Genomic DNA, 24,223 nt, shown 5'->3' on the forward strand with positions numbered 1-24,223 from the left:
CCCGGAAAAGACACACTTTTCTTTACTTAACCCCTACTTGCCGTGTTTGTTTCGGAAAAAAACAAAAGCCTCCACTCGATTACGAGTGAAGGCTCTTGTCTTTGTATATCTTTGTACCCCGTACGGGATTTGAACCCGTGTTACCGCCGTGAGAGGGCGGCGTCCTAGGCCGCTAGACGAACGGGGCTTAGAACTTTTCATCCGCGCGCTGCGGACTTGTTAAACAATACACTAGACGTGGATAGTAACTGCAAATCGCCAGGCCAGAGCGCTAAATTCCAAGTGCTTCCGCATTTTTTGCCAGTGCGTTTTTAAGCTCCGCTTCATCCATTCTTCGCAGCGCCGCAACCTCTGCGACAGTTTCCCGCAATGCAGCGATTACCCCTGCAGCGACCACCTCCGCCGCGTCACCGCTTCCAGGCTCGCGCGGAAGGTCAGTCTCCAGCAAAAGCCTATCGACGGGAACCTGCGCCACATAGGCCCGACCGCGCTTTGTCCGCAACATGAGCGGATTGACGGAGATATAACCACCGGCGCGGATGAGCCTGGTCAGCTCATCGCTGGTGCCACCGAAGCGGTGAAAGATCGGTACGAAACCCTTAGCGGGCACTACCCCTTTGTCGGAGTCCAAGCGCAGTTCCAGCAGGTCGAGGACCATATCAGCGCTGCGAACCGTGTGAATGGACAGGATATGGGACAGACTCGAGGCTCGGACAGCATCCAGGATGCTGGTGAGGACATGGATTTGAGCCTCGGCGGAAACATCGTCAAGCCTGCGGGGCGCGAAGTCCAAGCCAATCTCGCCGACGAAACGGGTGCGTGGAAGGGCCTCGCGAAAGATCTCGAGCTCACGCTCGTAATTATCATCGATGTGCCACGGGTGATAGCCCACGGCGACCATGGGTAGGTTTTCGCCCTCTAGCTCGATAAATCCGGAGGGCCGAACCGTCTGCGCGATGATCTCTACTCCTGCCCGCGCGATACCGGCTTTGAAGCGCTCGCGCGACGCCGGTGGCAGGAAATCATAGTGAAAATGGGTATCGATGAGCCGCATTATTTTTCCGTTGGTGGCTGGTTTTCGTCGGCCGGACCGCCGATCCGCAGGGCCAGCGGGGTTTCCTCGAAACCGAGCAGACGGCGAATGACCTTTCCGGCCAGCATCTGCCCCATGATTGGCGGTATGTAGCTCATGGTACCGAGGGTTTCCGCTTTGGTGCCGCTGCCTTTGTCCGCAATTCTCACTGGTTCTTCGGAGGAGTACAGCACTTCAAGACCGCGAATGCGTCGGCGGATACACACCTGACGGACGACCTTCGCCAGCGGACAGACCTTTGTCTTATTGATTTTTGAGAAGGTCAGCCGAGATGGGTCGAGCTTATTTCCGCCGCCCATAGCGGAAATGAGGTGGATACGATTTTCCGCGCACCACTGCGCGATCTCAATTTTCCCGGTGACATCGTCGATAGCGTCGATGATGTAATCCGGACGCGGGAACTGCTCGAAGGTCTCTGACAGGTTTTCGCGTGTGAGAAAAATCTGGCGTGCATAGGTCGTACAATCCGGGTTGATATCGGCAACCATCGCCTCCATGACCTCGGCTTTGACCCGACCAATCGTGGAGACAAATGCCAACGCCTGACGGTTGAGATTGCTCGGCTCCACGACGTCGCCGTCGATCAAGATGAGGTTGCCCACGCCACCTCTCGCGAGAGCTTCGGCACAGCTCGACCCCACGCCTCCGAGTCCGACAACCATGACGGTAGAACCAGCCAACGTTTCCAGTCCCTCCTCTCCTAGGAGAAGTTTCAGCCGCGCGAAACGTTCACTGGTCATAGTCGCCCCTGGTCATAGTCGCTTCGATTCTTAAAAAACAAAAACTCCCCAGCCGACTGACTGGGGAGTATCTTTGTACCCCGTACGGGATTTGAACCCGTGTTACCGCCGTGAGAGGGCGGCGTCCTAGGCCGCTAGACGAACGGGGCTTAGAACTGAATTCGACTCAACTAATCAAGAGACTAACCAAGCGAATTCCGCTGGCCTACCAGGACTCGAACCTAGAATGACGGTACCAGAAACCGTTGTGTTGCCAATTACACCATAGGCCAATAAAGACTGGCGTTTTCACGCTGTCTTTGTACCCCGTACGGGATTTGAACCCGTGTTACCGCCGTGAGAGGGCGGCGTCCTAGGCCGCTAGACGAACGGGGCTTAGAACTTTGCAGTTAGTGAATACATTCAACAATGAACTTCTTCACTGCTGGCCTACCAGGACTCGAACCTAGAATGACGGTACCAGAAACCGTTGTGTTGCCAATTACACCATAGGCCATCGCTGCTGAACGCAACGAGGAATAATATAGCCAATTGGCGTGAACAAGAGCAAATCACCTGGTCAAAGGTTCGTTGTCAAAGGTTCGTTTAAATTCGCGAGTTCCCCACAGCCCACCTCAGCAGAGCGCATAACCAATGCATAACCAATGCAGTGCATCTAACTAACGCAGTCCCAGATCGAAAGCCCATTCGATCGCAGCTCAAAGCCGATCCGCCCTTCAGGAGACACTTCGTGGTGAAGCGGCTGGCAAACAGCCGCCGCACATCAAAAACAGACCTGAAAGGCAATCATCATGACTTCCCTCACAACAACGACAACAGCAGCCGCCCCCGTCACGCTCGAGCTGGAGTTCTCCGACATCACGGAGCAAATGAACGGCACCATCGGTCGTGTCATTGGCACTGTCACTATCCGTCAGTTCGCGAAAATCATCTCGGCTCTCAACCTCGATGCCAACCCACGCGTGTCCCGCACCGGCCGCATCACCGATGCCATCATGGAAACCATCGACACCACGCCGGAGCTCTTCGCCTACAAGTCCAAGGGTGTGCTCCTGGCCTCCACTCAGTTCACCAGTGAAGACAGTCTCTACCGCTTCACCTTCAGCAACCGTCACATCGAAGGCATCCTCGACGGCGGCCACAACTCGCTGGCTATTGCGCTGTTCGTCCTGGGCAAGCTCACTCCACCGCCTAGCCGCAAAATCAAGACGTGGTCCGAAATGAAGGAGGTCTGGATGGAGCGCTCCGAGGGAATCGAGGAATTGCTTGCCGACGCAAGCCTCACCGAGCTTGATGCCAAGGTTCCGGTAGAGGTACTCGTGCCCGGTGCTCGGGACGAAGACACTGTGCAGGACTTCTCCGATGCTCTGCTCGATATCTGTGCCGCCCGCAACAACAATGCGGAGCTCAAGGCGGAAGCAAAGCTCAATCGTGCCGGCTACTTTGACGATCTGAAGCATGCTCTGCCGCAGGGAATTAGCGACAACGTGCAGTGGCGCACCAACGATACTGGTCGACTAAAGGTGGGCGATGTCATCGCTATGGCGTGGATTCCACTGTCCTGCATTGACCTGCCGAAGGATGCCGACGGCAAGCAGATTGAAGCACCGACCCCTACCAGCCTCTACTCCGGCAAGGCCAAGCTGCTTGACCGCTTCGAGGATGTCATGAGTTCCCCGGAGGTCACTAAGCCCAGCACTGAAAGCATCAATGAGCGCACCGAAGAGGTCGTTCTCTACAACGAGAAGGTCCGCAGTGCCTTGAACCTCTCGCGTGACTTCATCGATATCTTCGAGCGCATCAACGCGGAGCTACCCGATCTCTACAACAAGAGCGGCGGCAAATTCGGCGGCATTGATGCTGTTGACAAGGCCAACAAGAAGAATCCGCGGACTGGCAAGACTTCACAGAAGTACTCGAAGTTCTACCGCCAGCCCATCGGCTACGCGATTCCGGACGGGTTCATCTACCCGCTCGTGTACGCATTTGCCGCACTGCTCAAGCGAAACGAGGACGGCACGGTCTACTGGGGAACTGACTGGCACGAGTTCTTCAACAACCACATGGGGGCGCTGGTCAAGGACTACCGCGAAACCTCCATGAATATGCTGAACCGCGACCCGCAAAAGGTGGGCAAGGAAGCGGGCTCTTACACGAACCTGCTTCGCTCAGCCCAGCTCGCACTCTTTACTGAGCAGCAGTAAAAGGAGTGACCTCGAGAGCCTTGCGCAGTCGACTCAGGCTTCGGCTGCGGCCAAGCAGCTCCATGGACTCGAACAGCGGCGGCGATACCTGAGCACCAGTTACAGCCACGCGCACCGGGCCAAAGGCCTTGCGTGGCTTCAGCTCCAGGTCCTCGATGAGGGCCTTCTGAAGTGCAGCTTCGAGCTTCTCGGTGACGAAGTCCTCTTCGCTGAGCGGCTCCACAGCTGCAATGGTGGCCTCCAGGACAGCGACGGCGTCTTCCTTGAAGTTACGGCGTGCCGAGCGCTCATCGAAGGTGAACTCGTCCTCTTCCACAACCAGGAACTTCGAGAGGTCCCAGGCGTCGGAAAGCGTCTTCACACGGGTCTGCAGCAGCGTTGCCAGGAAAGCGAACTTATCCGCCGGGTAGTCGTCCGGGAAGTCAAAGTGGCTTTCCAGGTAGGCGCGCAGACGCTGTTCGAAGTCCTTCGGATCGAGCATGCGGATGTGGTCAGCGTTGATAGCGTCGGCCTTCTTCTGGTCGAAGCGGGCCGGGTTGGACAGCACATCGTGGATGTCGAAGGCCTTGACCATCTCGTCCATTGTGAAGATGTCCTGATCACCGTCCATAGACCAACCCAGCAGAGCCAGGTAGTTCAGCAGACCCTCGCGAATGAAACCGTTATCGCGGTGGATGAAGAGGTTGGACTGTGGGTCGCGCTTGGACAGCTTCTTGTTGCCCTCGCCCATCACGAACGGCAGGTGGCCGAACTCCGGAGTGAACTTGGCGACACCGATGCGCTTCAGCGACTCGTAGAGAGCAATCTGACGCGGAGTCGATGGCAGCAGGTCCTCACCACGCAGGACGTGAGTGATCTCCATCAGAGCGTCATCCACCGGGTTAACCAGGGTGTAGAGCGGTTCACCGTTGGAGCGGGCGATGACAAAGTCCGGAACCAGGCCGGCCTTGAACTCAATGCGACCGCGAACGAGGTCCTCGAAGACAATGTCCTCGTCCGGCATGCGCAGGCGGATCACCGGCTTGCGACCCTCTGCACGGAAGGCTTCCTTCTGCTCCTCGGTCAGGTTGCGGTCGTAGTTGTCGTAGCCCAGCTTCGGGTCACGGCCGGCGGCCTTGTGGCGCTCCTCAACCTCTTCAGCGGTGGAAAAGGCCTCGTAAGCTTCACCAGCGTCAATGAGGCGCTGCAACACATCGGCGTAGATGTCCTTGCGCTGCGACTGGCGGTACGGGCCGTGCGGACCACCGACATCGATGCCCTCGTCCCAGTCAATACCGAGCCAATTCAGGGCCTCGATGATTGCCTGATAGGACTCTTCGGAGTCGCGAGCGGCATCGGTATCTTCGATGCGGAAGACCAGCTTGCCACCAGTGTGACGGGCATATGCCCAGTTGAACAGGGCGGTGCGGATGAGGCCAACGTGCGGGGTACCGGTTGGCGACGGGCAAAAGCGTACGCGAACATCTGACATGCTTTCCCACGATACCCGCCCTCCCACCTGCAGGCATGCATAGGGTTTTACATAGGGTTACAGAGTCCATTCCCCAGCCACCTCACTGGCGTATCCAGCGGCGCGCAGCCGCTCAACCCAGCTGCGCAGCGGCACCTCGCCGGTGCCCGGCGCGCCGCGGCCTGGGAAATCGGCAATCTGGACGTGCGCCGGCAGACTCACTCTTCCGGTCTCCACATCAGCGAGCCAGGCATCCACGTCCACGCCATTGGCCGCAAAGTGGTAAAAGTCCGCGAGCACGCCAGCACCAGTCTGTTGCGCTAACTCCTCGGCCTGCCAGGGATCGGTAATGGGATAGTCGCTCATCCCGGACAGTGGCTCAATCAGCGCGCGAACGCCGCTGAGCTCCAGCTGGGCAGTGATCTCAGTTAGCCTCTGCACCTGCAAGTCCGTTAGCTCCTCCGAGCGCCCCAGCAGCACGTTAGAGCATTTCAGCCCCGTGGCTCGCGCGATCTGGCTCACTGCTTCCAAGTGTCCGGCAGGCAACCCGTCTGTATCGAGCACTCCCCGCTGTCCCGCTGCCATGTCCCCTCCCCACAGGTTCATGGCATAAAGACCAAGGCTGTCGTCAAAGAGGTCACAAAAAGCGGAAACCTCATCGGGTGCGGGCACTGCGAGGTCAAATGGCCACCAGAATTCCACGGCCGCGTAGCCGTCGTCACGCGCGGCGTTGACGGCGTCGTGCGGGGACATGTGTGCGTAGACCGTAGAACAGTTAATAATGGTGCTCATGACCAAAACGGTAGTAGTAACTGGTGGCGGCGCGGGCATTGGTCGCGAAATTGCTCTGGCTTTCGCCGCCGATGGCTGGCACGTGCATATCTGCGGCAGGCGTATCGACGCGCTCGAGACTGTTGCCGCCGAAGCGGACAACATCACCTACTCCAGGTGTGACATCACCGACCCCGAACAGGTCCGTGCGATGTTTGAGAACGCGCAGGTGGCTACGGGAACCATCGATGTTGCGGTGCTCAATGCGGGGCTGCCCGGCACGCCCGCGGAGTTCGGAGAGACCGACATTGAAGACTTCCGGGCGGTCATCGATACGAATGTGGTCGGCTCGTACCTGTGTGCACGCGAGGCTTTTTCGCGGATGAAGGCGGGGTGCGAGGGGAAGACAGAGCAAGCGGGCGGCCGAATCCTGGTCAATTGTTCTATCGCAGCGCAGGTGCCGAGAGCACACACGGCGGCGTACGCGACGTCGAAAAGCGCGCTCGCCGGAATGACCCACGTGCTTGCCCTCGACGGACGCGAGTATGGCATCACGGCAACGCGCATTGATATTGGCAATGCGCAAACTGACCTGTTGGGGACGTTCACAGGCAGCGAGCCGATGTTCGATGCCAAGCAGGCTGCGGAAACTTTCCTCTACGCCGCGAATCTGCCGGCAGGTGCCGTCATCGATCAGCTTACGATTACCGCTGCGGGTATGCCCTTTTTGGGCAGGGGTTAGCCTGCCCCTTAAACTGGAGCACAACTGGGTTTAGATTGAGGAGGCGGGTTAGGGCTATGTCCATGGAAAACCACCCCTCTCTGGGCGGCGGAAACGAAGAAGAGCAGCAGGAAAACTCTCACCCGTCGAACGAGCCTGCAGCGACTCCGAAACGTTCGACGCGCTGGGACACGTCCCGCCCAACCACCGCTCCTGATTTTTTGCTCTCCCGTGCGCACGGCTCCATCCGCACGCAAGGTATTGAAGAGCAGATTTCCGACCCCTGGCTCGCAGCCGAGGGACTGCACTCGGGCATTCACAAAATGGTGGTCGGCGCCCTGCCCTTCGACTTGGACAAGCCCGCCGCCCTGACCGTTCCCCGGGAAGTCATCCGCTCCTCGCAGCCGCTGGAGCCACCCGCGCACTACCGCTGGAACGCACCGAAGCCTCACGCCAGCATCGTCGCTTACGATCCCCCGCTCGATGAGCACGCTGAGCGCATCGCCGCAGCCATCCGCACCATCGAGTACTCGGCGCTGGAAAAGGTCGTGCTCGCGCGCGCTGTGGAACTCGAAATCGATCCCCCGATTGACCCACTCCTACTCGCATCGCGGCTTATCGACGGATCCCCCAACCGCGATGGCTTTGTCGTGGATCTCTCTCCCGCCGGTTCCGATTATGAGGGCAAGTTGCTCATCGGTTCCTCCCCGGAAATGCTGGTCCGCCGTACGGGTGACATCGTCGAGGCATTTCCCTTGGCCGGGTCGCTGCCGAGATCCCGGAATGAAGACGCGGACCGGGCGTCGGCTCGTCGTTTAGCGGACTCGCGCAAGAACCTGGATGAACACGCCTTCGTTGTCGATGACATCGCCGACAATCTGGCGCCGCTGTGCAGTTCGCTGGATGTTCCGGACAGCCCCGAACTGATGAGCACCGCCGAGATGTGGCACTTGGCCACGCATATCCGCGGTCGATTGAAGGATCCGTCGCTGTCCGCGCTGGATTTGGCACTGGTGGTGCACCCAACACCTGCCATTTGTGGCACGCCAACGGAATCCGCCTTCGGTGTCATCCAGGCCGTGGAAACCGACCGGGGCTTCTACTCCGGCGCTGTCGGCTGGTGCGATGAGAATGGCGATGGTGAGTTCGTGGTCTCCATTCGCTGTGCCGAAATCGACACTGAGGGGTCCGTGGCACGACTATGGGCCGGAGGCGGCATTGTGTCGCACTCCGACCCAGAAGAAGAAGTCACGGAGACCAGCGCCAAGATGGGCACTGTGCTCCGCGCTTTTGGAGTTAAGGGCGCTTAAGCCCCTAGCCCCTAGCGGCTTAAGCCCGCTCCACCGGGTTGGCCAGCTTGCCAATACCCGGAATCTCGATTTCGATGCGGTCGCCCGGGAACATCGCAGCGGTACCGGCCGGGGAGCCGGTGCAGATGACGTCACCCGGCAGCAGTGTAATCGAGGCGGTGATGAACTCGATGACCTCCGGGATGGACATAATCATCTGGTTGGAGTTGGAGTCCTGCTTAGTCTCGGTAACACCCTCGTGAGTCAGGTGCGCCTTGATTGGCAGCTCGTTGTAGTCCAGCTCCGTCTGGATCCACGGGCCCAGCGGGCAGAAGGTATCGATGCCCTTTGCGCGTGCCCACTGACCGTCGGCGAACTGCAGGTCACGGGAAGAAACATCATTGACGATGGTGTATCCGAAGATCACATCGTGAGCGTTTTCCTTCTTGACGTTCTTGCACGGCTTACCAATAACCAGTGCCAGCTCGCCCTCAAACTCGACGTTAGTGGCGAAATCCGGAATGCGAATCGGCGCTTCCGGACCAATAACGGCCGTCGGCGGCTTAATGAACATCGTCGGCGGCAGCGATTCTGCCGACTTCTTGAACACCTCGGCGACGTGGTCAGCGTAGTTACGACCAATAGCGATGACCTTCGACGGCAGCATCGGGGCAAGCAGACGTACGTCGGCAAGCGGCCAGGAACGACCAGTCTTATTCAGCTGACCGAAAGGGTGCCCTTCGATCTCGTGCAAAGTAACTTCATTGCCTTCGCCCTCGACGAGCGCGAAGCACATGCCCTCTGGGTGGGCGATTCGAGCAATACGCATAAAAATAGGGTACACGTCACATTGCGATAATTATGCAATGACCCCCACTCTCAAACACGTACGATTTAAACTCCGCGCGATTCCTGCGCAAGCCACACCAACGCACAAGCCAGCGCATCGTTGAACGCATGATGGGCCTTAAAACGGGGAATGCCGTACTTGTCGCACAGTGACCACAACCGCAGCTCGTCACGGACCGGCTCGCGGTTGGCTCGCAGAATCGCGTCGTACTCGCGTGTCATCGTGTCCGCCACCGGCACATCAAAGCGCGCATCAAAGTACTTCCGGCACAACGGATCCAGGAAACCAACTTCCATCCGCGCGTAGTGCGCCAGCAGCTTCCGTCCCCGTAGAGCTTCTAACAGCTTGCCGACGGCCACCTCTGCCTCTACCCCGGTTGCGACCATGTCGTCGGTAAGCCCATGCACCGTCGCCGACTCGCCGACGCTCACCTCCTCGCGCTCTGGGCGGATGAGAAGATGACCCGACTCTTCCAGGACGATGTCGCGGCCTTCGACGGCAACCCAGCCGATGGAAAGCAGCTGATCTTTGGCAGGCTCCAGACCTGTGGTTTCCACATCGACCGCAAGCCACGCATTATCGCGGATAGGCGTGTCCAGGAGTTTCTTGCGGGGTTTGAAAAACTTCAACATTGCGTGCTCACACAGCTAACTCACACAACTAACTCACACAACTAAACTACGACATCGCCCGGATGGGATACTTCGCCCCGAGACTCTGCTGCAACTTGCGGATAACACCAAACGCATCGCGCAGGTGCTCCCGTTCCAGGCTTGATAGGCGCTTCGGGTAGATGTGGTTATTCGGCTGGGTGCCGGCGTTGAACTGGGCCTGCTGGTGATGAAGCTGCACCGTGCACAGGAACTCGAACGCATCCGCAAGGTCCTGAGCACCTTGGCGACTCACGCTTCCGGCTCCGGCACTTGCTGCCAAACGCTCACGTGTCGACAGCTGTGGCAGACCGGCTGCCACAGCAAATAGACGCGCCATCTGCACCACAGCAGCAGTTCCTCCCTTCTTGATGTCCAGGGTTTCCGCGTGCTCGCCGCCCTTTTCCAGCACCAGGCCACGGAAGAAGCCGAGCGGCGGCTCCCGCCAGGCCGCGAGTTTGGCCAAGTGCGCGTGCAGGCGCTGCGCTCCCTGCGCCAGCGGAAGGTAGGCGGCGCGCAGTTCCTCCACTAGTTGCACGTCGCCCGCCACCCCACGCATGTCGAAGAAGGTCTGTGCATGTAGCAGCGCCTCCGCCTCCGGTGCCGTAATCCACCCGTGGAAAGTGCGCAGCCACTGCGACTTGGTCATCCGCCACGCAGGGTTGCTGGCCATCATGTCCCCTGGGCAGAGCGGATAACCGACTCGGTCGAGGTTAGTACAAACCTCGTCGCTAAGCGCGGCGAAATAGTCAGCGTGAGCGTCGGCGTCGTAGTCGTCGGCGAGAACCAGCGCATTGTCTTGATCGGACGCGAGCCCCATCTCCCCGCGCCCGTGCGAGCCCAATACCGCAAACGCGTAGCTGACTGGCGGTGGCCCGAGCTTTTCCTCAGCAAGCGTGACCAGACGGCGAGTGACAGCATCGGCCACGGCAGTCAGCAGCTTGGCGACCTCCTCCCCCGAGTCACCCCGGTCAATGAACCGGCCGACAATTCGCCGCGCGTTCTGAGCAATCTCCGCGATCTCTGAAATATCACTCTTTCGCGCCAGCGTCGCCGTCGCGTACACGGGATCGGTGTGCAGACTGCGCAGGAGGTCACCAATGACAATCATGCCGACCACTCTCGTCCCATCGTGCACCGGCAGATGATGGTAACCGCGCTCGGCCATCAGCAGCATTGCTTCAAAAACCAACAGATCGGGACTGATGGTTTCCGGGTTTCCGGTCATCACTTCGCTTACGAGACTCTCCGCTGGCTTGGCCTTCGCCAGCACTCGACGACGGAGGTCGCGGTCCGTGATGATGCCGACGAGCGGGCTCTGGTTGGCGCCTGCAGACTCCATCACGAGCAAACTGGAGACATTCCACTCCGTCATAATCTGCGCCGCCTCTTGCACTGTCGCATCGGCGCTGCAGGTCACCAGCGACGTTTCCATTAGGTCCGCAACCCGTGTACGCAACGACTCCGATGCCGCAGTGCTCCGCAACTTCGATGCCACTGCGCGAATGCGCGCGTTCTCACCGCCGTAATAGCGCCGGACCTCTACGAACTGGTCATTGAGCTGGTTAAAGACCTCCTTGGAGATCACCAGGAATACGCAGTCCTCCACCGCCGTCATCGTGTATAGCGAAGGGTCACTGCTCAGCAGCGTCGAATAGCCGAAATGATCTCCCACATCTCGTCTGTCCAGCAGCGTGCCAGCTGGGTCGAAGAGATCCACCATGCCGGAGCGAATAATGAAACAGCTATTGTTATCCGCACCCGCCCGGATAATCTCCGTGCCACGACGGGCATAGCGCATGGTCAAAAGCGGTGGGATAGTCGCGCGCTCTTCATCGGTAAGGTCCGAAAACGGGCGAGTGCGGCTGAGGAAGTCTGCGATTTCCGCAAGCTCGACGGTCATGGGGTCAATTATCCCCTATTTTTGGCCCCAATAGGAGTGATTTGCGGGAATACTCGACCTTATGACCGATTCCACACACAGCGCTTCCACAAATCCCGAATGGCCACTCGATGCCCACATCCTCGGCAGGATGGACAAGCTCGCGGCACTCGTCGCCACGCTTGACGACGAGACCTTCAACGCAACCCTCCCCATCCCAGCCATTAACTCCCTGGCAGTGCTACTACGGCATGTGACTGGATCAGCGAGGTACTGGCTCGAGCGCGTCTGCCTTGGGCGCGACTATGTCCGTGATCGAGATGGGGAGTTTTCTGCTCATTGCAGTGTTTCGGAAGGGCTGGAGATTTACCACCGTGATCGCGCGGCTATTGAATCCGCGCTGGTGGAGCTGCAAGGCGTGGACCGCGCTGGTGCTCCTGCTGCGATTCCTACCGATAAGGACCGTTGGTGGTGCGGCAGCATCGAAGGCGTGATTGTGCATGTCTTCCACGAGGCGGCTCAGCACCTGGGACATGCGGAGATTACGAGGGATGCGTTGGTGGCAGGGCTGGGAGGAAATGGTTCCAATGGCGGCGCAGGAAGCTCATCCCCACACACCCTTGACACCATCATCAATGTGCTTGCCCAGGTAGGACATGCGTCGGACTTCATCGAGCACACCGCCGACGGTAAGACTCACATCACTACCGTCGATGGCAAAACTGTGATTGTCTAGCCCCTCCCCCTGTTTTACTGCACTACTGTTTGCACTACCGCATGCGCTACTTCAAAGCAGCAGCAATGCGGTCGCCAACTTCAGTGGTCTTAATTGGATCATTTCCACGGTTGGCCATATCGGCCTCCACCGCAGCCTCGATGCGCTGGGCGTCTTCCTCACGACCCAGGTGGCGCAACATCATGGCACCCGACAGAATAGCTGCGGTCGGGTCAGCGATCCCCTTGCCAGCAATGTCGGGCGCGGAGCCGTGAACGGGCTCGAACATAGACGGGTTGGTATTGGAGGCATCAATGTTGCCGGACGCTGCCAGGCCGATACCGCCCGAAACTGCACCAGCTTCATCAGTAATGATGTCACCGAAGAGATTGTCGGTGACGATGACGTCGAAACGCGAAGGATTAGTGACGAGGTAAATCGTCGCAGCGTCGATGTGCGAGTAATCGACATCTACCTCAGGGTATTCCTTAGCGACCTCGTCGACCGTGCGCTGCCACATACCGCCGCCGTGCACCAGCACATTGGTCTTGTGGACAAGCGTCAGCTTCTTACGGCGGGTCATAGCCAGCTCGAAGGCGTAGCGAACAACGCGCTCAGCACCGAAGCGGGTATTGACGGAGGTCTCGTTGGCAACCTCGTGTGGCGTGCCGACACGGATTGCGCCGCCGTTACCAGTGTAGGCACCTTCGGTTCCCTCGCGGACAACCACGAAATCAATTTCGCCCGGGTTCTTCAGCGGCGACTCGACACCCGGGAACAGCTTGGAAGGACGCAGGTTGACGTGGTGATCCAGCGCGAAGCGCATCTTCAGCAGCAGGCCGCGCTCGAGAACGCCCGGAGGTACGTTCGCCGGGTCACCGATGGCACCGAGCAGAATAGCGTCGTGCTCGCGCAGGGAGTCGAGGTCGGCGTCGGTAAGCAGTTCACCATTGCGCAAGTAGCGACGCGAGCCGAGGTCGTACTCGGTGGTGTCGAACTCGCCGATAGCAGCCTTGAGCACCTTCAGCGCCTCTGCCGTAACTTCCGTGCCGATGCCATCACCCGGGATGACGGCGATCTTCAGCTTTCCTACCTCAGTCATTTTTTGAGATACCCTTCTCACTATATGGACTCTCCAATCCTATCAGACAGGATTGGTTAGGTCCGAGAGAACTCAACTCATTGACTTGACGGAGGCGAATTACACAACTTCTGCCAAAGCTCTTCACCACATTGCTGGCGTCCGTCGAGTCCGCCACAGCACCGCTCACCCAGTCGCGACAGCTCCGCTTCAGGTGTTTCGACGCACTCCTGGGCAAAACCAATCGAACCATCGCTATACTCGGCGGGACCTGGAGTACCCTCGAGACACCTGACCACCGTCGGCGGCGCTGCGGGCTGATTTCCGGCTGCATACCCATCCCCCGCGCTCGGCGCCGACGCTGACTCCCAGTATTCATGGACGTCGTACACGACATCGCCGAGGTTACTTAACCCTACCGACGACAGGAACTCCCATTGTGGTGTCGAGCAATTCGTCAGCAGCATCCAGCCCTGTGAGATCTTCTCCGAGGCGACAACTTGCTGCGCCGAATTAATCAGGCTCGCGTTCAAAGATACGTCCTCGTTCACGGAACGGAATACCACGAGATACATCGCCGAACCACAGGAATTCATCGACATGGGCCACTCGCCACCATCGCGTGTCGCTCGACTTGGGCCCTGCCCCTCAAACACACGAATTCTCTCGTGCGTCGACCGCTCCAGACGGTAGTCACCCCACGTTTCCACAGCCTCAGGCGCCGACCCTGACATAATAACGTTGACACCAGCGCCCTCTAGCAACGCGTCCGAATCGACTTCCGGGGTTTCTTCAGAGCTTTCTTCACCCGATGTTGGAATGCTCTCTCTAGATGTCAAAGCCTTTGTCGACGCTCCCGAGATCTTTCTCTCACCAGTGTCGCCTCCCCGGAGCACAGCCACAGTGATAGCAACGGACACTGCGATTACTGCCAACAGCGCGACGACAATGATAATCCCCCGCAGCGTCGAAGACATCCCGGCCGAACCGGTTGCCCGGTTGTCGTCGTCAAGCGAATTTTTATCGGCGTGCGCCATAACTCTTCGGCCTCCTTTGGATGCACGAGGCAAATCTTTGTTTCCCACCCAATAATAGCCACATTTATCCAAGTCCCCCTTACCTACGCCGATACGAGTTCTCGCCTTTTGAACGTCGAGCCACTTTCCTGCAATGCCAATGACGCCCGCCCCAGCCTGAAAGACTGGAGACGGGCGTCGTAAAGCGGGAACCGCACTAGAAACCTAGTCGACCGGCTTCATCGAGCCGTTCTCAAGGAAGCGACGGTGGAAGTCGTAAGAAGTACCCAGGTCATGCGGAGTGTGCAGGTACGGAGTGGCCTTCTCAGCACGCTCAACGTACTCGAGCAGCGCCTCCTTGTACATCGGGTGAGCACACTTCTCGATAATAAGGCGGGAGCGCTGACGTGGAGCCAGACCACGGAGGTCAGCCAGACCCTGCTCAGTGATGATAACCATCACATCGTGCTCAGTGTGGTCAACATGGGAGACCATGGGCACGATAGCAGAAATATTGCCATTCTTAGCCAGCGACGGAGACACGAACGACGAAATGTAGGCGTTGCGGGTGAAGTCGCCAGAGCCACCAATACCGTTCATCAAGCGCGAACCAGCGACGTGAGTGGAGTTGACATTACCGTAGATGTCAGCCTCAATCATGCCGTTAGTGGCAATCAGACCCATACGGCGAGTCAGCCCCGGGTTATTGGAGAGATCCTGCGGACGCAGCACAATCTTGTCACGATAGTCAGCAGCATTCTCATTCATTCGAGCTGCATATTCCGGAGACAGCGAGAAAGCAGTACCGGAAGCCATGGTCAGCTTGCCAGCATCCATCAGGTTAATCATTCCATCCTGAATAACCTCAGTAAAGGAGGTCAGGTTCTCATACTTGGAGTCAAGCAGCCCCGCAAGCACAGCGTTTGGAATGTTGCCGACACCCGACTGCATCGGCAGCAGGTTCTCCGGCAGACGTCCGGCCTTGACCTCACAATCGAGGAAGTCGAGCAGGTAACCCGCAATGGCCTTAGAGTCATCATCCAGCGGCTTGAACGGCGAGTTACGATCCTCGGCGTTAGTCTCAACGACAGCAACAACCTTGTCGACATCAATCGGAACATACGGGGTGCCAATACGGTCACCCGGAGTCAGAATCGGAATCTCCTTGCGGTTCGGAGGCAGGCCGACACTGTAGATATCATGCATGCCCTCGAGGTCCTCAGATTGCCAGGAGTTGACCTCAATGATGATCTTCTCGGCGGCATTCAAATATGAAACACTATTACCAACCGAAGAGGAAAGAATCAGGGAGCCATCGGCCTTAATGCGAACGGCTTCAACGACGGCAACATTGACCGGACCAAAGAAGCCCTGCTCCGTCATCGGACCAGAGTGCGAAAGGTGAATATCACTGTAGTACGCGTCGCCCGCATTAATGAGGCTACGCATTGTCGGATCAGACTGGTATGGCATGCGCCACTCGACACCATTGGCCTTTGCCAACACGCCATCGAGCTCCGGAGCAGTAGAAGCACCGGTCAAGACCTTAATCTTGAACTCGTCACCCCGTTCGTGAGCGGCCTCCATACGCTCAGCGAGAGCCGGCGGAACAACCTTCGGATAACCGGCGCCGGTAAATCCGGCAAAGCCCACCATATCTCCGTGATTGATGAACTGTGCCGCCTCCTGCGCGGTCATCACCTTGGATTTGAGGCCGGCATGGGCAATACGATCTGACATGAACTCACCTTTCTGCATCCCCCAACGCGACTATCGGGGGTAGCACTTCGAACACCGAAGCACACCCCCAACCCTATCAACGAAGCGGTTAGCGCCCTTCATTCAGAAGCCCGAAAGCGCCCCCGTTTTAGGCACGCTCCACGCGCCACTAAAACCGACTACAACACCGTTTTATGCCCTACGTCACAGCTGGCCAATTATCAGTCATGCGACACATTTACAACCTCCCCCGCGCCTTAATTCACGCACACGTTATTGATAATCATTTTCAGTACGTTAGTCTTGTTGGGTGACTTCTACCGAATTTTCTGATATCAACACCCCAACCACTCCCGTCACCGTCCTGTCCGGATTCCTCGGCGCCGGCAAGACCACCCTCCTGAACAACCTCCTGGCAAACTCGCAGGGGCGCAAAATCGCGGTCATCGTCAACGACTTCTCGGAAGTCAACGTCGACGCCGCCCTGATCGAGCAGGGCACATATCTCGAGCGCGGCGAAGACCGTTTCATCGAAATGTCCAACGGCTGCATCTGCTGCACACTGCGAGATGACCTCGTTGAAAACGTCGGCAAGCTCGCGCGCAGCGGCAAATTCGAGCACATCGTCATCGAATCCACCGGCATCTCCGAACCCATGCCAGTCGCCGCTACCTTCGAGTGGGAATTCGACGACGGCCGTCGCCTCGCCGACATCGCCCCCATCGACACGATGGTCACGCTCGTCGACGCCTCCACATTCCTCGACAGCCTCCGCCAAGGGCGTGCACTGCCTGACGACGAACGCACGGTCGCCGACCTCCTTGTCGACCAGGTGGAATTCGCCGATCTCATCCTCATCACCAAATCCGACCTCGCAGGCGAAAAGCTCACCGGCGGTACCGAGGAAACCATCCGCGCAATGAACCCTCGTGCACGCATCGTCCGCGTGACTAACGGAGAAATCGCCACCTCCGCCATTCTCGACGCATCGCTTTACGACGAAGGCACGGCGGCCACTTTCCACGGATATGCAGAAGAACTTGCGAATCCCCACACGCCGGAGACCGAAGAATACGGTATTTCTTCGGTTGTTTTCCGAGGCAACCGCCCCTTCGACCGTGAACGACTAATCAAGGCCCTCCGCGGCACAAAGGGCCTCGTACGATCCAAGGGGCACTGCTGGATTTCCGACCGCCTCGAAGTCGCCCACGTGTGGAGTCAGGCGGGACCGAACCTGAAGATCACCCCTGCTGTCATGTGGGCACAGACCGATGTCCCACCATCCAATGAGGTCGTACTCATCGGTGTGAAATTTAACCCAGAGGCCACACTGCAAGCATTCGAGGATGCCATGCTGACCGACGAAGAAGTGCGGGAGTTGCTGTAGCAAAGCCCCTGGAAGAGCGCCGATAAACAACCAACTGAAGCGATTACTATGCCATGAATCACTTCCCAACCTGCGGGTGTGGCAACACGCTGTTAGCGCATGCTAGGTTAGGCGACAAAACTAAAGTCGAACAGTCAATCTAGGAGATGACATGTCTGATCGCATCGCACATGCCGGTTTGCGCGGCAAAGTAATGACCGCCGACGAGGCGGCACAGTTTATCAATCACGGTGATGCCCTCGGCATCTCTGGCTTCACCGGTGCTGGCTACCCGAAGGCTCTGCCGACTGCGCTGGCAAACCGCGGCAAGGAACTCCACGCCAAGGGTGAAGAATTCGCTGTCGACATCTACACCGGCGCTTCCACCGCCCCGGACTGTGACGGCGTGATGGCAGAAGCTGACATCATCCGCTACCGCATGCCGTACCAGGGAGATCCGGCACTGCGTAAGTCCATCAACTCCGGCAAGGCAAAGTACCAGGACATCCATCTCTCCCACTCCGCGCTGTACATCGAGCAGGGCTTCCTGCCGATTGACGCCGCAATTGTAGAGGTCACTCGTATTACGGAAGATGGACACCTCATTCCGTCGTCAAGCGTTGGCAACAACGTCGAGTGGATGGACAACGCTGACAAGATCATCATTGAGATCAACTCGTGGCAGTCCGAGGAACTCGAGGGCATGCACGACATCTACCGCATTCAGCACCTGCCTAACCGCACGCCGGTGCCGATCAATGCCCCGGGTGATCGCATTGGTACCCCTTACATCGACATCAACCTGGACAAGGTTGTCGCAGTTGTCGAGACCAACGCGCCGGACCGCAACTCCCCGTTCAAGCCGTTGGATGAGACCTCGAAGGCCATTGCTGGCCACTTCCTCGATTTCCTCGAGGGCGAAGTTCGCGCGGGTCGCCTGGCTTACGACCAGTACATCATGCAGTCGGGCGTCGGTAACGTGCCGAACGCTGTGATGGCGGGTCTGTTGGACTCCAAGTTCGAGAACATCAAGGCCTACACCGAGGTTATTCAGGACGGCATGATTGACCTGATTGACGCAGGTAAGATGACCGTCGCTTCGGCTACCTCGTTCTCCCTGTCTCCGGAAGCAGCCGAGCGCATGAACAACGAGGCTGCTCGCTACCGCAAGAACATCATCCTGCGCCCGCAGCAGATCTCCAACCACCCGGAGGTTGTCCGCCGTGTTGGTCTGATTGCCACCAACGGCATGATTGAGGCCGACATCTACGGCAACGTCAACTCCACCCACATCAACGGCAGCCGCATGATGAACGGCATCGGTGGATCCGGTGACTTCACCCGTAACGCCTTCGTTTCCTCGTTCATCTCGCCGTCGCTGGCGAAGGACGGTGCGATTTCGACTATCGTTCCGTTCGCTTCGCACATTGACCACACCGAGCACGACGCCATGGTCATCATCACCGAGCGCGGTTTCGCTGACCTGCGTGGCCTGGCACCGCGTGACCGCGTGGCTAAGATGATTTCCGTTGCACACCCGGAGTACCAGCCACTGCTGGAGGAGTACTACGAGCGCGCGCTGAAGACCGCTCCGGGTATGTCGACCCCGCACGATCTGCGCACTGCCTTCGACTTCCACGTCAACATGATTGAGAAGGGCTCGATGAAGGGCTAAGGCTTGTAAAACCTAGCAGGCAAACAAAAAAAACCCCTCCGGTTGGAGGGGATTTTTCATAGGCTAGGAAGTAGCTCTAAAACGCCTAGGCGCTCAAAACTAGTCCAATTCAAGCTGCAGAGCGTGGGAAGCGGAGATTTCCTCGGCAATCTTTTCGACGAGCTCCTCCGGAACCTCCTTGGAAACACGCAGCACCAGGATGGCAGTCTGATCTGCTTCCTGCGGAGACAGAGCAGCAGCCTCGATGTTGATACCGGACTCCCCCAGGGTGGTAGCTACGCGGCCCAGAGCACCCGGAACGTCCTTGTACAGCAGGAAGAGGTTACGGCCCTGAGCACGCATGTCGATGCCGCGCCCATTGATACGAACAATCTTCTCAACGCGGTTCAGGCCAGTGAGAGCACCAACGACGGTAGCGGTGGAGCCATCAGCGCCGATGACCTTGACCTCGAGGACGGAGCGGTGGGAGACGGACTCCGGCTCAGTCTCGACAGTGAAGGTCACACCCCGCTCTTCTGCAATACGCGGAGCGTTAACGAAAGTGACAGGCTCTTCCACCATGAGGGAGAACAGTCCACGGATTGCTGCCATCCCCAGAACGTTAACGTCCTCAGTGTGCAGCTCACCGCGAGCGGTGACCTCAACAGCGGCCGGAGCGCCCTCCAGCAGACCACCAGCAACCAGACCCAGCTCACGAGCCAGCTCGAGCCACAGGGCCACCTCTTCGCCAACAGCGCCACCGGAAACGTTGACGGCATCCGGAACGAACTCGCCAGCCAGTGCCAGCAGTACGGACTTAGCGACATCGGTACCGGCGCGGTCCTGAGCCTCAACGGTGGAGGCGCCCAGGTGCGGAGCACAAACAGTTTCCGGCAGGCCAAACAGCGGGGAATCCGTGCACGGCTCGGTCGCGTACACGTCGAAGCCAGCACCGCGGATGTTGCCAGCCTTAATCGCGTCGGCAAGCGCCTGCTCGTCGACGAGACCGCCGCGGGCAGCGTTGATGATGATCTGCCCCTTCTTGGCCTTGCCCAGGAGCTCAGCATCGAACATGCCAGCGGTTTCCTTGGTCTTTGGCAGGTGGATGGTCACGAAATCAGCGCGAGCCATCAGGTCTTCCAGCTCAACCAGCTCAACACCGAGCTGAGCAGCACGGGCCGGGTTCGCGTACGGATCGTACGCAATGATGTTGGTCTCAAAAGCAGCGAGACGCTGCGCAAACAGCTGGCCGATGTGACCGAAACCGACGATACCGACGGTCTTGCCGAAGATTTCGACGCCCTTGAAGGAAGAGCGCTTCCACTCCCCCTCACGCAGGGACGCGTCCGCAGCCGGCAGCTGGCGAGCGGTGGCCAGCAGCAGTGCGATTGCGTGCTCACATGCAGAGTGAATATTGGAGGTCGGAGCGTTGACAACCATGACGCCGCGCTTGGTAGCGGTATCGATGTCGACGTTATCCAGGCCAACGCCGGCGCGGCCGACAATCTTCAGATTCGGAGCAGCCTCGAGGACTTCCTGATCCACGGTGGTAGCAGAGCGGACGAGCAGTGCGTCAGCGTCACCAACCGCAGCCAGGAGCTCAGCGCGGTTCGGGCCATCTACCCAACGGACCTCAACAGAATCCCCCAATGCGTCCACTGTGGACTGTGCCAGCTTGTCGGCGATGAGGACAACGGGGCGAGCGTTCTGGCTCACAAGCATCTCCTGGTTTGTCTCGAAAAATTTATGCAGTATGTGCGGTGTCACTTAAGAAAACTACTAAAGCGTGCACGCGCATTACGTCTCATCATAAACTCTGGGGGTGAGGCACGGGGGGACTTACCTAAGCAAAACGGCGCTTACTACCCTTTGTTTAGGGAGTAAGCGCCGTTGCCCCCGACATTCAAGTCGGCAAAATCTTTCGCGTTATATTTTTATTTCTGCTGGTCTATAACCTACTGGTACGTAACCAACCAGGGACGCGGCTCAATGTTCATGGTCTCCTCAGGAGTAAACATCGGCTGGTCCTCGTCGATGAAGTTCTTCCACGCCTCGAAAATCTCCGGCTGCAAATCCTGCAGCATGACATTCCAGGTCTCAAACTTTTCCTGCGGGCTACCGTGGCCGTCGGCATGCAGAACGAATGCGAGCTCCGGATGCGACAGATCCAGCGTCTCGCGGTCGCGAATCATCTGTAGCTGGAACTGGTGCAGCATCAGCATCTTCTGCGGAAGGTTGTTCTTACGAGTCAGCTCAGCCAGCCAATCAGCAACGCGGTTTACTTCTTCAGCCTTAACGTGACCAACCTGGGTCGCCGGAACCTGCCCCGGTTCCATCTTCCACTCCGGATCCAGCGCCAGACCGACGTTTGGCATCTTCAGCAGTTCCTCGTAGAACTTGGCCTGGTCCAGGAAGTCTGCGCTACCTGGCTGCAAGTCGATGATGACGTAGCCGCCGGCCTTGGTCATGGCCTCGACGTACGGCTTCAGAGTCTCAACCGGAGCCGGCTCGGAGTAGTCACCACGCGGGCCCGGGTCAGCCTGTGCGACCGAAGCAATAATCTCGAAGGCCGGCAGTACCGGGTCATCGGCGAACTTCTCGTACTGCTTGACGTAGTCCTTCGCGCGGGCGACGGCATCCTCCGGATCATCCTCGCCCATCACACCCAACGGAGCGACACCTGGGTGACCATACGTTGCAATCAGATGACGACCGGGGAACAGCAGCGTGCCTCCACCCGGCAGCTCCTTGACCTTGTCATCCTTGGCCAGCTCGATGGACTGATCGAACTTGTCCTTATCGCCGAAAACCTTACCCAGAGCAATCAGGGACTCACCGTCACGAGCAGCCGAAATCGACTCAGAGGTAGCACGCGCGTCGCCCACCGGCAGCCAACTGACCTTCAGGCCAGCTGCTCGAGCAGTAGCAATGGAAGCCAGGCCGGTACCCGGTGCAGCCAATGCCAACTTGTCCTTAACCTCCTTCGGTGATCCCTTCGGCAGGGTGATGCTCTCCTGCCCCTTGTCATCCTGCCCATCGCTGGCGCGATCCTGAGCCTCCTGGTTGGCGCCCCCATCCTTCGTTGCGTCACCCTTGACGACAGTCGGCTTCTCCGGATCCATCTCAACGACAGCACGAGTCGGCTTCGACTCCGTCTCTTTGAGAACCTTGAATTCAGTACCGACAAGCTCCTTGAGGCCATCGGTCGTACCCGGATCTGCAATAACCTGACGCCCCTCTCCCCCGGTCAGGTCAACTGCCCCCACTGTAAGGACTGTCTTTGCGCCCAGGCGATCGATCTCTTTTTCCACATCGGCGATATCAGCGCCAGTATCGTGGCCACGAGCGTCCTTCTTCGGACTCTTGGCGGTACTGTCATCTTCCGCATCTTCGACAGAACCAGCCACCAGCATCGGCAGCCCAGCAGCAACCGCAATGCCTGCCGCCCGACGCTGCTCAGCTGCACCAGCCGAGGAAACGACAACTGCTTCCGAACTGTCGATCAGGCTTTCCGACGCTGCGATGTCGTCGCTAAGCACCGTCGACTCACCGTCCACCTTCTTCGTGGAAACAGCGCTGTCGGAATTACCACACGCGACCAGGGCGCTCGACCCCAGCGCCAGACTGGCCGTCAGAGCAACGGTTGCCGTCACGCGCCGCGCCATTGCGGATACTCGCACATTTACCTCCGTGAAATGATTCGTTTTCAACGATTAGACTATCGAACGTCTTTGCTGAGGGAGACCCTTCAACCCAGATTAGAACCCCGGATACGACTGGGGCTACACCCGTTTGGCCGTAGTTGCTTTTATCTCAGACGTTTATCCCACCCGTCTACCCCACACGTTTCAGTGAAAGAAAACGAGTAAGAGAGATACGAAAAGGGCCTCATCACGGCGGTGAAGCTCAGTGATGAAGCCCTACTTCGTGAACAAGCGAAGGATTCGCTTAAGCAACAAACTTAGGCGGTCTCAGCGCGAGCGTCGACCTTAACCCAGCTCATCAGGTCGCGCAGCTTGGAGCCGACCTCTTCAATCTGGTGGTTGTTGTAGGAAGCGCGCAGGTCCTCGAGCTCCTTGTTGCCGCCCTCGACGTTGGCAATCAGGCGCTTGGTGAAGGTGCCGTCCTGAATGTCAGACAGAATCTCGCGCATGTGCTGCTTGGTATCAGCGGTAATAACGCGTGGGCCAGACAGGTAGCCACCGAACTCAGCGGTGTCGGAGACCGAGTAGTTCATGTTGGCAATACCGCCCTCGAACATCAGGTCAACAATCAGCTTCAGCTCGTGCAGGCACTCGAAGTATGCCATCTCCGGCTCGTAACCAGCTTCAACCAGAACCTCGAAACCGACCTTGACCAGTTCCTCGGTGCCGCCACAGAGAACAGCCTGCTCACCGAAGAGGTCGGTCACAGTTTCTGCCTCGAAGGTGGTCGGGATAACGCCAGCGCGGGCGCCACCGATAGCTGCAGCGTAGGACAGAGCCAGGTCGCGGCCCTCGCCCTTCGGGTCCTGGTCAACGGCAATCAGGCACGGAACGCCCTTGCCATCGACGAACTGACGACGAACCAGGTGACCCGGGCCCTTCGGAGCAACCATACCGACGGTGATGTTGTCAGCCGGCTTGATGAGGTCGAAGTGGATGTTCAGACCGTGGCCGAAGAACAGCGCGTCGCCGTCCTTCAGATTCGGCTCGATGTCCTCGCTGTAAACCTTTGCCTGGGTGGTGTCCGGAACCAGCACCATAATGACGTCTGCCCATGCAGCGGCATCTGCGTTGGACTTAACCTCGAAGCCAGCTTCCTGGGCCTTCACAGCGGACTTGGAGCCTTCACGCAGACCGATAACAACCTCGACACCGGACTCGCGCAGGTTCTGAGCGTGAGCGTGGCCCTGGGAACCGTAGCCCAGGATGGCAACCTTACGTCCCTGGATGATGGACAGATCAGCATCGTCGTCGTACAGCAGTTCAATAGCCATTAAAATTAGCCTCTTTTCAAATCGGATTCGTTAAAAATTTTAGC

At 58.4% G+C, this 24,223-nt stretch carries 19 protein-coding genes and 5 tRNA genes; 6 read left to right on the plus strand and 18 right to left on the minus strand.

Annotation, left to right across the window (positions count from 1 at the left end; translation table 11 throughout):
• Positions 1–114 precede the first annotated feature (114 nt).
• The 7 genes from HMPREF2847_RS07555 to HMPREF2847_RS07585 all read right to left on the minus strand — a co-directional run bounded on the left by HMPREF2847_RS07555 (position 115) and on the right by HMPREF2847_RS07585 (position 2,329).
• Positions 115–187, minus strand: a tRNA-Glu gene (locus tag HMPREF2847_RS07555).
• 84 nt (positions 188–271) lie between these two features.
• A complete protein-coding gene (locus HMPREF2847_RS07560; RefSeq protein WP_070852017.1) occupies positions 272–1,054 on the minus strand; it encodes a TatD family hydrolase in 783 nt (260 codons plus the stop codon).
• Complete coding sequence (locus HMPREF2847_RS07565; RefSeq protein WP_070852018.1) at positions 1,054–1,833, minus strand: tRNA threonylcarbamoyladenosine dehydratase; 780 nt, start codon at positions 1,831–1,833, stop codon at positions 1,054–1,056. The genes HMPREF2847_RS07560 and HMPREF2847_RS07565 overlap by 1 nt, the downstream gene beginning before the upstream one ends.
• A 76-nt stretch (positions 1,834–1,909) precedes the next feature.
• Positions 1,910–1,982: transfer RNA gene (locus HMPREF2847_RS07570), tRNA-Glu, on the minus strand.
• A 51-nt stretch (positions 1,983–2,033) separates the two neighbouring features.
• Positions 2,034–2,105: transfer RNA gene (locus HMPREF2847_RS07575), tRNA-Gln, on the minus strand.
• Between the two features lie 30 nt (positions 2,106–2,135).
• A tRNA-Glu gene (locus tag HMPREF2847_RS07580) sits at positions 2,136–2,208 on the minus strand.
• 49 nt (positions 2,209–2,257) lie between these two features.
• Positions 2,258–2,329: transfer RNA gene (locus HMPREF2847_RS07585), tRNA-Gln, on the minus strand.
• Positions 2,330–2,624: 295 nt separating this feature from the next.
• Here HMPREF2847_RS07585 and HMPREF2847_RS07590 point away from each other — a divergent pair.
• Entirely contained in the window at positions 2,625–4,037 is a 1,413-nt protein-coding gene (locus tag HMPREF2847_RS07590; protein WP_246821983.1) for a hypothetical protein, read from the plus strand.
• Here HMPREF2847_RS07590 and gltX read toward each other — a convergent pair.
• Together gltX and HMPREF2847_RS07600 are read right to left on the minus strand one after the other, a co-directional pair.
• Positions 4,021–5,508 (minus strand): glutamate--tRNA ligase, encoded by a 1,488-nt coding sequence (gene gltX, locus HMPREF2847_RS07595; RefSeq protein ID WP_070852019.1) that lies wholly within the window; start codon positions 5,506–5,508, stop codon positions 4,021–4,023. The two genes, HMPREF2847_RS07590 and gltX, sit on opposite strands and share 17 nt — an antisense overlap.
• 57 nt (positions 5,509–5,565) lie before the next feature.
• Positions 5,566–6,279, minus strand: coding sequence for a TIM barrel protein (locus tag HMPREF2847_RS07600; RefSeq protein WP_246821984.1), 714 nt, complete (start codon positions 6,277–6,279; stop codon positions 5,566–5,568).
• On the opposite strand from HMPREF2847_RS07600, the gene HMPREF2847_RS07605 reads away from it, so the two are divergent.
• Together HMPREF2847_RS07605 and HMPREF2847_RS07610 are read left to right on the plus strand one after the other, a co-directional pair.
• A complete protein-coding gene (locus tag HMPREF2847_RS07605) occupies positions 6,278–7,000 on the plus strand; it encodes an SDR family oxidoreductase (RefSeq protein ID WP_038629531.1) in 723 nt (240 codons plus the stop codon). The two genes, HMPREF2847_RS07600 and HMPREF2847_RS07605, sit on opposite strands and share 2 nt — an antisense overlap.
• A gap of 56 nt (positions 7,001–7,056) precedes the next feature.
• Positions 7,057–8,289 (plus strand): isochorismate synthase, encoded by a 1,233-nt coding sequence (locus HMPREF2847_RS07610; protein WP_048735370.1) that lies wholly within the window; start codon positions 7,057–7,059, stop codon positions 8,287–8,289.
• A gap of 19 nt (positions 8,290–8,308) precedes the next feature.
• On the opposite strand, the gene HMPREF2847_RS07615 is transcribed toward HMPREF2847_RS07610, so the two are convergent.
• From HMPREF2847_RS07615 to HMPREF2847_RS07625, 3 genes are all read right to left on the minus strand, one after another.
• The gene (locus HMPREF2847_RS07615; protein ID WP_048735367.1) at positions 8,309–9,097 is read right to left on the minus strand and encodes a fumarylacetoacetate hydrolase family protein; all 789 of its coding nucleotides are present in this window, start codon (positions 9,095–9,097) and stop codon (positions 8,309–8,311) included.
• Between the two features lie 65 nt (positions 9,098–9,162).
• On the minus strand, positions 9,163–9,750 hold the full coding sequence (locus HMPREF2847_RS07620; RefSeq protein ID WP_070852021.1) for a 3'-5' exonuclease: 588 nt from the start codon (positions 9,748–9,750) through the stop codon (positions 9,163–9,165).
• 46 nt (positions 9,751–9,796) lie between these two features.
• A complete protein-coding gene (locus HMPREF2847_RS07625; RefSeq protein WP_070852022.1) occupies positions 9,797–11,671 on the minus strand; it encodes a DUF294 nucleotidyltransferase-like domain-containing protein in 1,875 nt (624 codons plus the stop codon).
• Positions 11,672–11,732: 61 nt separating this feature from the next.
• On the opposite strand from HMPREF2847_RS07625, the gene HMPREF2847_RS07630 reads away from it, so the two are divergent.
• Complete coding sequence (locus tag HMPREF2847_RS07630) at positions 11,733–12,386, plus strand: mycothiol transferase (RefSeq protein ID WP_070852023.1); 654 nt, start codon at positions 11,733–11,735, stop codon at positions 12,384–12,386.
• Between the two features lie 46 nt (positions 12,387–12,432).
• Here the strand turns inward: HMPREF2847_RS07630 and HMPREF2847_RS07635 are convergent, their stop codons facing one another.
• The 3 genes from HMPREF2847_RS07635 to HMPREF2847_RS07645 form a co-directional block, all read right to left on the minus strand.
• Complete coding sequence (locus tag HMPREF2847_RS07635) at positions 12,433–13,449, minus strand: 3-isopropylmalate dehydrogenase (protein ID WP_141765076.1); 1,017 nt, start codon at positions 13,447–13,449, stop codon at positions 12,433–12,435.
• A 95-nt stretch (positions 13,450–13,544) separates the two neighbouring features.
• On the minus strand, positions 13,545–14,483 hold the full coding sequence (locus HMPREF2847_RS07640) for a hypothetical protein (RefSeq protein WP_070852025.1): 939 nt from the start codon (positions 14,481–14,483) through the stop codon (positions 13,545–13,547).
• 204 nt (positions 14,484–14,687) lie between these two features.
• On the minus strand, positions 14,688–16,202 hold the full coding sequence (locus HMPREF2847_RS07645; protein WP_070833915.1) for an acetyl-CoA hydrolase/transferase family protein: 1,515 nt from the start codon (positions 16,200–16,202) through the stop codon (positions 14,688–14,690).
• 289 nt (positions 16,203–16,491) lie between these two features.
• On the opposite strand from HMPREF2847_RS07645, the gene HMPREF2847_RS07650 reads away from it, so the two are divergent.
• Entirely contained in the window at positions 16,492–17,568 is a 1,077-nt protein-coding gene (locus HMPREF2847_RS07650) for a GTP-binding protein (RefSeq protein ID WP_070852026.1), read from the plus strand.
• A gap of 151 nt (positions 17,569–17,719) precedes the next feature.
• The gene (locus HMPREF2847_RS07655) at positions 17,720–19,222 is read left to right on the plus strand and encodes an acetyl-CoA hydrolase/transferase family protein (RefSeq protein ID WP_070852027.1); all 1,503 of its coding nucleotides are present in this window, start codon (positions 17,720–17,722) and stop codon (positions 19,220–19,222) included.
• Positions 19,223–19,321: 99 nt separating this feature from the next.
• Here the strand turns inward: HMPREF2847_RS07655 and serA are convergent, their stop codons facing one another.
• The 3 genes from serA to ilvC form a co-directional block, all read right to left on the minus strand.
• Entirely contained in the window at positions 19,322–20,917 is a 1,596-nt protein-coding gene (gene serA / locus HMPREF2847_RS07660; protein WP_070852028.1) for a phosphoglycerate dehydrogenase, read from the minus strand.
• Positions 20,918–21,156: 239 nt separating this feature from the next.
• The gene (locus HMPREF2847_RS07665) at positions 21,157–22,881 is read right to left on the minus strand and encodes a hypothetical protein (protein WP_070852029.1); all 1,725 of its coding nucleotides are present in this window, start codon (positions 22,879–22,881) and stop codon (positions 21,157–21,159) included.
• 281 nt (positions 22,882–23,162) lie between these two features.
• A complete protein-coding gene (gene ilvC, locus HMPREF2847_RS07670; RefSeq protein ID WP_038628558.1) occupies positions 23,163–24,179 on the minus strand; it encodes a ketol-acid reductoisomerase in 1,017 nt (338 codons plus the stop codon).
• Positions 24,180–24,223: the final 44 nt, after the last annotated feature.

Origin of the sequence: Corynebacterium sp. HMSC074C03 (assembly GCF_001838285.1) — a bacterium.
Lineage (GTDB): Bacteria > Actinomycetota > Actinomycetes > Mycobacteriales > Mycobacteriaceae > Corynebacterium > Corynebacterium amycolatum.

Bases quoted from the DNA above. Each gene is read 5' to 3' on its own strand.
- HMPREF2847_RS07560 (WP_070852017.1), bottom strand. From the start codon at position 1,054: ATGCGGCTCATCGATACCCATTTTCACTATGATTTCCTGCCACCGGCG.
- HMPREF2847_RS07565 (WP_070852018.1), bottom strand. From the start codon at position 1,833: ATGACCAGTGAACGTTTCGCGCGGCTGAAACTTCTCCTAGGAGAGGAG.
- HMPREF2847_RS07590 (WP_246821983.1), top strand. From the start codon at position 2,625: ATGACTTCCCTCACAACAACGACAACAGCAGCCGCCCCCGTCACGCTC.
- gltX (WP_070852019.1), bottom strand. From the start codon at position 5,508: ATGTCAGATGTTCGCGTACGCTTTTGCCCGTCGCCAACCGGTACCCCG.
- HMPREF2847_RS07605 (WP_038629531.1), top strand. From the start codon at position 6,278: ATGACCAAAACGGTAGTAGTAACTGGTGGCGGCGCGGGCATTGGTCGC.
- HMPREF2847_RS07600 (WP_246821984.1), bottom strand. From the start codon at position 6,279: ATGAGCACCATTATTAACTGTTCTACGGTCTACGCACACATGTCCCCG.
- HMPREF2847_RS07610 (WP_048735370.1), top strand. From the start codon at position 7,057: ATGTCCATGGAAAACCACCCCTCTCTGGGCGGCGGAAACGAAGAAGAG.
- HMPREF2847_RS07615 (WP_048735367.1), bottom strand. From the start codon at position 9,097: ATGCGTATTGCTCGAATCGCCCACCCAGAGGGCATGTGCTTCGCGCTC.
- HMPREF2847_RS07620 (WP_070852021.1), bottom strand. From the start codon at position 9,750: ATGTTGAAGTTTTTCAAACCCCGCAAGAAACTCCTGGACACGCCTATC.
- HMPREF2847_RS07625 (WP_070852022.1), bottom strand. From the start codon at position 11,671: ATGACCGTCGAGCTTGCGGAAATCGCAGACTTCCTCAGCCGCACTCGC.
- HMPREF2847_RS07630 (WP_070852023.1), top strand. From the start codon at position 11,733: ATGACCGATTCCACACACAGCGCTTCCACAAATCCCGAATGGCCACTC.
- HMPREF2847_RS07640 (WP_070852025.1), bottom strand. From the start codon at position 14,483: ATGGCGCACGCCGATAAAAATTCGCTTGACGACGACAACCGGGCAACC.
- HMPREF2847_RS07645 (WP_070833915.1), bottom strand. From the start codon at position 16,202: ATGTCAGATCGTATTGCCCATGCCGGCCTCAAATCCAAGGTGATGACC.
- HMPREF2847_RS07655 (WP_070852027.1), top strand. From the start codon at position 17,720: ATGTCTGATCGCATCGCACATGCCGGTTTGCGCGGCAAAGTAATGACC.
- ilvC (WP_038628558.1), bottom strand. From the start codon at position 24,179: ATGGCTATTGAACTGCTGTACGACGACGATGCTGATCTGTCCATCATC.